This is a genomic window from Herbaspirillum rhizosphaerae (assembly GCF_001189965.1).
GTDB lineage: Bacteria > Pseudomonadota > Gammaproteobacteria > Burkholderiales > Burkholderiaceae_D > Herbaspirillum > Herbaspirillum rhizosphaerae.
The window spans coordinates 20,529-29,684 of the sequence record NZ_LFLU01000028.1 but is presented as its reverse complement, the minus strand read 5'-3'; the positions used below and the strand labels follow the sequence as shown (position 1 = coordinate 29,684).

The 9,156-nt window shown below is 62.5% G+C and carries 4 protein-coding genes; 1 reads left to right on the top strand and 3 read right to left on the bottom strand.

The genetic code is table 11. The features are described from left to right. Positions 1-148: 148 nt before the first annotated feature. The 3 genes from AKL25_RS23090 to argA form a co-directional block, all read right to left on the bottom strand. Positions 149-2,905 carry a M16 family metallopeptidase gene (locus tag AKL25_RS23090; RefSeq protein ID WP_083444850.1) on the bottom strand — a complete coding sequence of 919 codons (2,757 nt, stop codon included), beginning with the start codon at positions 2,903-2,905 and terminating at the stop codon, positions 149-151. 248 nt (positions 2,906-3,153) lie between these two features. Then, a complete protein-coding gene (locus AKL25_RS23085; protein WP_050480052.1) occupies positions 3,154-3,429 on the bottom strand; it encodes an oxidative damage protection protein in 276 nt (91 codons plus the stop codon). A gap of 126 nt (positions 3,430-3,555) precedes the next feature. Beyond that, positions 3,556-4,884 (bottom strand): amino-acid N-acetyltransferase, encoded by a 1,329-nt coding sequence (gene argA, locus AKL25_RS23080; RefSeq protein ID WP_157050740.1) that lies wholly within the window; start codon positions 4,882-4,884, stop codon positions 3,556-3,558. Between the two features lie 155 nt (positions 4,885-5,039). Here argA and hrpA point away from each other — a divergent pair, with 155 nt between their 5' ends. After that, positions 5,040-9,116, top strand: a complete 4,077-nt coding sequence (gene hrpA / locus AKL25_RS23075; protein WP_050480054.1) for an ATP-dependent RNA helicase HrpA — start codon at positions 5,040-5,042, stop codon at positions 9,114-9,116. Positions 9,117-9,156 lie beyond the last annotated feature (40 nt).

The window sequence follows — 9,156 nt, the reverse complement described above, 5'->3', positions numbered from 1 at the left end:
CGCTTCGCCTCGCCAGAAATCACTCGCCTTCGGCTTTGTGATTTCCACTTTCACCTTCTGTCTCAATTAATTGCACCGTCGTCCCAACGAACGCTGGTACCCAGTGGCGTAAGTGCTTCAGTAAGTGCACCAACGCACTCCGTCAAGGCTACTTCGCCTTGCTCTCATCCCGCGCAATCACGACACTCATTTTGTCGAGCGTGAGGCGCTTGCGTACGACCTCGTTGATCTGCTCCAGCGTCAACGCAGCGATGCGCTGATCCAGTTGCGCAGCCCAGGCGTAGGTGCGATCCAGGTCCAGCAGGTTGACCCAGCCGTTGCTGATGGTGTCGTCCTGCGCACGGGCTTGTTCGCGTTGCTGGCGGATGCCGGATTTGGCGCGGTCGAGTTCTTCCTGGGTGAAGCCGTCCTTGATCGCGCGCTGCAATTCTTCGCGGATGGCGGCGTCGACCTTGTCCAGGTTCTGGGGCGCAGCGATGGCGCCGATGCCGATTTGTGCGGCATTGCTGATGGCGCTGACCGACAGGAAGGAGCTGATGCTGTAGGACAGGCCTTCACGCTGGCGCACACGGTCGGCCAGGCGCGACTTGAGGCTGGCGCCGCCGATCAGGTAGTTGGCGACGACCAGCGCCGGGTAGTCGGGATCCTCGTCGCGCATGTCGAGGTTGAGGCGGGCGATGAAGGTGCCGTTTTCCTTGTCCGGGGTGTTGATCGTCAGGCGCGCCGGCGCGATGTCGGCGTAGTCTTGCAACACCCGTTGATAGGGCGCCGCGCTGGTCCAGGTGGACAGGCTTTGCTGGATGGTGCGTGCGGCGGCGTCGGAATCGAAGTCGCCGACGATGGCGATTTCACCCGAGGATGCGCCGTAGAAGTTGCGGTGAAAGGCTTTGACATCGTCGAGCGACAGCGCCTGCACTTCGGCGATGCGCAGGTCCAGCGAGCGTGCCGCGCGCCAGTCGCCGGCCGGGTAATGGTCGAAGTGCTTGGCCAGCGCTTCCTGTGCGCGCGAGGTCGGATCGTTGCGCGAGGATTCCAGGCTGACCAGGGTTTGCTTGCGCAGCTGTTCGAACTCGGCAGCGTCGAAGCGCGGGTGTTGCAGCACGTCGGCCATCAGGCGCAGGGCGGCGTCGAGGTTGCCGCGCGTGGTCTGGAAGTTGTAGACGCCGCCGCTGATCTTCAGTCGGGCGAACTCGTCGGCCAGCTGCTCGCGCGTCATCGTTTGGCTGCCGCGACCCAGCATTTCACCGGTCATGCCGGCGACGGTCCGCTTGCCGAACAGGCTTTGGGCATCGCCCCAGTCCAGCTTCATGCTGACCGAGACGGTCTGGCCGCGGGTCTTCTTCGGCAGCAACGCGACCTTCAGCCCGCCAATACGGATGTGCTGGGTGCGCTGGTCCAGGTTCGCAGGCGACGAGTCAAAGGCTTCGCCGGTGGCGATGGCCGCGCGCGGCTGATAGTTTTGCAGCACGCTGTCGACACTCGGCGCAGCGGGAATATCGCTGCGCTGCGGCTGGTCTTCAGGGATGAACAAGCCGACGGTGCGGTTGTCGCGGCGGAAGTAGCTGGCGGCTGCTGCGGCGACCTGTTGCGAGGTCATTGCGGCGACCTGATCGCGCCCGGCGAACAGCAGGCGCCAGTCGCCCAGCGCCAGTACGTTGGACAAGGCGATGCCGATGCGCTGGTGGTCGCTCAGCAGCTTTTCGTAGGCGTTGGCATTGCTGACGCGCACACGCGCCATCTCTGCTTCCGTCGGTGGCGTGGCGGCGAAGGATTCGATGGCGTCGGTCAGCGCCTGGCGCACCGGTTCCAGCGCTTCGCCTTTCTTGACCACGGCGCCGATGATCTGCAGTCCCGGCGCATAGCCGCCCAGCTGGAATTGCAGGATCGCGCTGGCCTTGCCGGTCTCGACGAGCAGCTTGTGCAGGCGGCCGTTGGGCGTGTCGGCCAGGATGTCGGCGGCAATGCCGATGGCGTCCGAATCAATGTGCAGGCCGGCCGGGATCTTGTAGCCGACATACACCAGCTGCACGTCGCCGCTGCGGCGGATGGTGAACTGGCGCTCGCCGTCCTGGGTCGGTTCCACCGTCCAGAAGTCGGGCAGTACGCGCGCCGGCTTCGTCATCTTGCCGAAACTCCGGTTGACCCACTCCAGCACCTTGGCCGGATCGAACTTGCCGGCGATCAGCAGCACTGCATTATCGGGTTGGTAATACGTGCGGTAAAAGGCTTGCAGGTTTTCGATCTTGACGTGCTCGATATCGCTGCGATTGCCGATAGTCGCATTGCCGTAGTTGTGCCAGTCGAAGGCGACGCTTTGCATGCGCTTGACCATGACCGAGCTTGGCGAGTTTTCTCCGCTTTCGAACTCGTTGCGCACCACGGTCATTTCGCTGTCCAGATCCTTGCGCGCGATGAAGGAGTTCAGCATGCGATCCGCTTCCATGGCGATGGCCCATTGCAGGTTCTCGTCGCCGGCGGGGAAGAATTCGTAATAGTTGGTGCGGTCCAGCGACGTGGTGCCGTTGAAATTCATGCCGCGCTTGCTGAATTCCTGCGGGATCGCGCTGTGCTGCGGCGTGCCTTTGAACATCAGGTGCTCCAGCAGATGCGCCATGCCGGTCTCGCCGTAGTTCTCCTGGCGCGAGCCGACCAGATAGGTCATGTTGACAGTGACGGTCGGCTTGCTGGCGTCAGGCATGAGCAACAGCTTGAAGCCGTTGCTGAAACGGTATTCGCTGATGCCTTCGGCGGACGGCCCTGGCGTGACGCCGGACGGCAGCGGCACAGGCGCATCGGCAGCCTGGGCCGCAGTGGCAGAAGCAGCAGAAGCGGCAAGAGTCAGGAGCAGCGGAAGAGTGTAACGGGCAATGCGGCGAGAAAAGGACGCGGGACGGAGCAGAGGCATGTTTTCCTGAATGGATGATCAAGGGGACGCAAAGTCAGCGTTGATGCGTAGTTGTGGATTGTCGCATGGCAGCGACGTGAGGTGGATAGACCGGTAAACGGCTAAAAAAATCCGTGGTGCTCAGGAACCTGCGAAAGAGTCGCTGTGAAGTGAGGGAAAAGGCGGGAGGGGCAGTGAGGGAGGAGAAAAACGGTTCAGACGGCGCGATGCGCCTGAACCGTGAGCAGCCGTTGGCCGCTGATGCAGGCTTACTCGCCTGGCGGCGGAACGTAGCCCTGCGCTGCATCGGCGCCTTCGCCGAAGAAATGCTTTTCCATCTGCACGGCCAGGTATTTGCGAGCGCGCGCGTCGGCCAGCATCAGGCGGTTTTCATTGACCAGCATGGTCTGGTGCTTGAGCCATCCGGCCCAGGCTTCCTTGGACACGCTTTCGTAAATGCGCTTGCCCAGCTCGCCCGGGTACGGCGGGAAGTCGAGGCCTTCGGCTTCCTTGTTCAGTTTGATGCAATGGATGGTGCGTGCCATGTTGATTCCTTGTGTAAAGCGATTATGCAATTAAGTAGTTCGGGGGAGGACATGAGACACGCGCAGCTCGGTGAAGGTCTTCAGCGGTTGAGTGCTTGTCGGCAATCTCACGTCCTGATTTCATCATTATAGATTCTTGATCAGCACCAGCGACTTGCGTTGCCAGTTGTACATGTGTTGCCTGTCCTTCGGCAGATCGTCAACGGTCGCCAGCACGAAGCCGCGCCGCATGAACCAGTGCGAGGTGCGCGTGGTCAGCACGAACAGCTTGGTCAGGCCCGATTCGCGCGCGCGCGTTTCGATGTGCTTGAGGATACGCTCGCCGTCGCCTTGCGCCTGGACTTCCGGATTGACGGTGAGGCAGGCCATTTCGCCCATTCTTTCCTTCGGGAAAGGATAGAGCGCGGCACAGCCGAAGATCACGTTGTCATGCTCGATCACCGAGAAGTAATGGATCTCGCGCTCGATCAGCTCGCGGCCGCGTTTGACCAGCGTGCCGTCGGCTTCCAGCGGCTCGATCAGCTTGAGGATGCCGCCTACGTCTTCGATGGTGGCTTCGCGCAGGCTTTCCAGATTTTCGTAGGTGATCATGGTGCCGATACCGTCATGGGTAAACAGCTCCAGCAACACCGATCCGTCGGTGGCGAACGGCACGATGTGCGCGCGCGACACGCCGGCGTTACAGGCCTTGACGGCATTTTTCAGATAAAAAGCGGCGTCCGGCGGCAGGAAGTTGGCCAGCAACACGGCTTCGGCCTGGTGCGACGACAACTCGCGGATATCGGTGCCGGCGGCATCGTGCATCAGCGGTGTTTCGCTCAGGAAAATCAGTTTTTCGGCGCGCAGGGCGATGGCGGCCGTGACCGCCACGTCTTCCATCGCCAGGTTGAAGGCTTCGCCGGTCGGCGAGAAACCCAGCGGCGACAGCAGCACGATGCCGCCGGCGTTCAGGATAGGGTGGATGGCGTCGGCAGCGACCTTACGGACGATGCCGGTCAGTTGCAGGTCGGCGCCGTCGATTACGCCCATCGGACGGGCCGTCACAAAGTTGCCGGAAATGACACGGATCGCCGCATGCGCCATCGGCGTATTCGGCAAGCCCTGGCTGAAGGCGGCTTCGATGTCCAGGCGCAGTTCGCCGGCGGCTTCCTTGGCGCATTCCAGCGCAGCCGGGTCGGTGATGCGCAAGCCGTTGTGGAAGCGGGCTTCCACGTTACGCAGCGCCAGTTGTTCTTCCACCTGCGGTCGCGAGCCGTGCACCACGACCACGCGGATGCCGAGGGCATGCAGCAACGACAAGTCCTGCGCCAGCACGGCCAGGCCGCCTGCCGTCACCAGTTCGCCCGGAAAGGCGACCACAAAGGTCTTGCCGCGAAAAGCATGTACATAAGGTGCGACGGAGCGCAGCCACGCCACGAAGCTGGCGTAATCGGTGTCATTTTCCATGTTGCGCATTATAACCACGCATGAGAAATCTGGTGCTGCGCCATGCAGGGACTTTTCAGTTGGGAGCTGCGTCGGCATTGGATAACAACAGTACGCTAGGACGGCCCGGGACACCGACGCCGACTGACAAGGAAGCCCTTGCGGCGGGTATAATGCCGCCTGTCATGTCCGTCACAAATCCTCCCCCAAAAAATCCGCCTTCTTCGCCCAGCAAGGAAGACCGTCGTCCAGAACGCGCCGAACGCCAGCAGAGACCGTCAGGTCAACAGCGGCCGCAAGGTCAGCAACGCGCGCAGTCCGCGCCACCCGCACCGCCTGTACGCAATCCGCTGCCCGAGATCACCTTCCCCGAAGAGCTGCCGGTGTCCGGCCGCCGGCAGGAGATCGCCGACGCCTTGCAAGCCAACCAGGTCATCATCGTCAGCGGCGAAACCGGTTCCGGCAAGACCACGCAGTTGCCGAAAATCTGCCTGCAGCTCGGCCGCGGCGAAAAAGGCCTGATCGGCCACACCCAGCCGCGCCGTATCGCGGCCTCGTCGACCGCCAAGCGCATCGCGCAGGAACTCGGTACGCCGCCGGGCGAACACGTCGGTTTCAAGGTGCGCTTCAACGACACGCTGACCAAGGGTGCGTGGGTCAAGCTGATGACCGATGGTATTTTGCTGGCGGAGACGCAGACCGATCCCCTGCTGCGCCAGTACGACACCATCATCATCGACGAGGCGCATGAACGCAGCCTCAACATCGACTTCCTGCTCGGCTACCTGAAGCAATTGCTGCCGAAGCGTCCCGACCTGAAAGTCATCATCACCTCGGCGACCATCGACGCCGACCGCTTTGCACGTCACTTCGGCAACGAGGTCAACGGTGAGCTCAAGCTTGCGCCGGTGATCGAAGTGTCGGGCCGGCTGTATCCGGTGGAGATACGCTATCGTCCGGTCGACAACGCCGACCGCAGCAATCTTGCGCCGGAAGTGGCCAACGCCCGCGCCCGGGCCGAAGGCCGTGCCACGCAAGCACAAAAGGACCGCGAGCAGCGCGACCTGATGGACGCCGTGGTCGATGCCGTCGACGAACTGGCGCGCATCGGTTCCGGCGACGTGCTGGTGTTCTTGCCGGGCGAGCGCGAAATCCGCGATGCCGCCGAAGCGCTGCGCAAGCACCATCCGCCGCACGTGGAAATCCTGCCCTTGTTCGCGCGCTTGTCGGCGCAAGAGCAGGAACGCGTCTTCAAATCCAGCAACGCGCGCCGCATCGTGCTGGCGACCAATGTCGCCGAAACCTCGCTGACCGTGCCGGGCATCCGCTACGTGGTCGATGCCGGCCTGGCGCGCGTGAAGCGTTACAGCTACCGCAACAAGGTCGAGCAGCTGCAGATCGAGCCGGTTGCGCAATCGGCTGCGAACCAGCGCGCCGGCCGTTGCGGCCGTGTCGCGGCGGGCGTGTGCATCCGCCTCTATGAAGAGCAAGATTACCTGCAACGGCCGAAATTCACCGAGCCGGAAATCCTGCGTTCGTCGCTGGCCTCGGTCATCCTGCGCATGAAGTCGCTGCATCTGGCGGACGTCGAAACCTTCCCCTTCATCGAGCCGCCGCTGGGACGCGCGATTGCCGACGGCTACCAGTTGCTGCAAGAACTGGGCGCCGTCGACGAATTCAACCAGCTGACGCCGCTCGGCAACCAGCTCGCCAAACTACCGCTCGATCCGCGCGTGGGCCGCATGATCCTGGCCGGGCGCGAGAACGCCTGTCTGTCGGAATTGCTGATCATCGCTTCGGCGCTGTCGGTGCAGGATCCGCGCGACCGCCCGATGGAAGCGCAGAACGCCGCCGATCAGGCGCACAAGAAATTCGCCGACGAGAAATCCGAGTTCCAGAGTTACCTCAAGATCTGGAAGTGGTTCGAAGAAACCATCGAGCACAAGAAGTCCAACCGCCAGCTGCAAGACCATTGCCGCGCCAATTTCCTGTCGCAGCTGCGCCTGCGCGAGTGGCGCGACGTGCATTCGCAATTGCTGACCATCGTGCGCGAGCAGGGCTGGCGCATGAATGAAGCGCCGGCAACCAACGAACAATTGCATACTGCCTTGCTGACCGGCTTGCTGGGTAACGTCGGTTTCAAGTCCGACGAAGATTCGCATTACCTCGGCGCGCGCGGCATCAAGTTCCATATCTGGCCCGGTTCCAGCCTGCAGAAAAAAGCAGGCAAGTGGATCGTCGCCGCCGAGCTGGTCGATACTTCACGCCTGTACGCGCGCTGCGTCGCACAGATCCAGCCGGAATGGCTGGAGCGTATCGGCGGCCATCTGCTCAAGAAATCCTGGGGCGAGCCGCGCTGGGAAAAGCGCAGCGCGCAGGTCACCGCCTCCGAGCGTGCGACCTTGTACGGCCTCGTGGTGTACAGCCAGCGCCGCATCAACTTCGGCCTGATCAATCCGCAGGAAGCGCGTGAAATCTTCATCCGCGATGCGCTGGTCGGCGGCGATTTCGACACGCGCGCGCCGTTCTTCGCGCACAACCAGAAGCTGGTGCGCGAGATTGAAAACCTCGAACACAAATCGCGCCGCCTCGACGTGCTGGTGGATGACGAACTGATCGCCGCGTTCTACGACAAGCTGATTCCGGCGGACGTCTGCAACGGCATCGGTTTCGAGAAGTGGCACAAGGACGCCACTGCCGTCGATCCCAAGCTGCTGTTCCTGAACCGCGACGACCTCATGCGTCACGAAGCCGCAGGCGTGACCACCGAGCTGTTCCCCAAGGTCATGACGGTGGCGGGTTTGAGCATGGCGCTGTCTTACCACTTCGAACCCGGCACGCCGCGCGACGGCGTCACGCTGACCGTGCCGCTGTACGCCCTGAACCAGGTTTCCACCGCGCGCTGCGAATGGCTGGTGCCGGGTATGCTCAAGGAAAAAGTCCATCTGCTGCTCAAGTCGCTGCCGCAAAAACTGCGCCGCCACTGTGTGCCTCTGCCGGACTATGCCGCCGGTTTCTGCGACCGCATGGAAGAGCGCCACCTGTTCGGCAAGGGCGAACTGATCGATGCGCTGATCGCCGACATCCGCGAGCAGATCACCATCATGGTCAAGACCACGGATTTCAAGCAGGAGACCTTGCCCGCGCATCACGCGATGAATTTCAAGATCGTCGATGAGCACGGTCGCCAGTTGGAGATGGGCCGCAATCTCGGCAGCCTGCAAGCCGAGTTCGGCGGACAGGCACGCGAGCAATTCCAGAAGCTGGCCGAGCAGACCGCGATTACCGGCATCGCCACGCCGGCAGCGGCTGCAGTTGCTGCTGCACCCTCTGACGGCAAGCCCGGGGCGGCCAAGGCAGCACCGGCGGCAAGCGCCGGAGCAAGCGAGGCATCGGTTTCCGAATACGGCAACCTCACCAACTGGACCTTCGGCGAACTGCCCGAGCTATTGGAAATTCAGCGTGGCGGCCCGGGCAAATCGCAGACCCTGATCGGCTTCCCGGCGCTGGTCGACAAGAAGACGCATTGCGATCTCGAAGTCTTCGACGATCCCGCCGACGCCGCACGCCAGCATTTCGCCGGCCTGCGCCGCCTGTTTGCGCTGCAATTGAAAGAGCAGCTCAAGTATCAGGAAAAGAATATCCCCGGCCTGCAGCAGATGGGCATGCAATTCATGGCGCTCGGTTCGCAGGAAGAATTGCGCGACCAGATTCTGTCCGCAGGCCTGGAGCGCGCCTTCATGCAAGAGCCGCTGCCGCGCAATGCCGACGAATTCAACCGCCGCAAGGAAGAGGGGAAAGCGCGTTTCGGCCTGCTGGTCAATGAAATCGCCCGGCTGGCCGGCCTGGTGCTGGCCGAGTACTACACGCTGCCGAAGAAGCTGCAAACCATCAAGGCCCACGCGCAGGCCTCCGCCGACATGCAGTCGCAGCTGCAGAACCTGGTCGGCAAGCGATTCATTGCCGACAACGACTACAACAATCTGATGCATTTCCCGCGCTACCTCAAGGCGGTCAATGTGCGGATGGAAAAACTGCGCGCTGACCCGACCCGTGACGCGCGCCTGCTCTCCGAATGGATGCAGGTCGCGGCCCCATGGCAGCGTGCGCAAAAAGACCGGGGCGCAGCCGATCCCAAGATGCTGGAATTCCGCTGGCTGCTGGAAGAACTGCGGGTGTCGCTGTATGCGCAGGAGCTGCGCACGCCGATGCCGGTGTCGGTCAAGCGGCTGCAAAAAGTCTGGGAGACCATGCAGCGTTAGGCGGGATAAGGATGCAATATTGCCTGCCGACAGCAGGTTT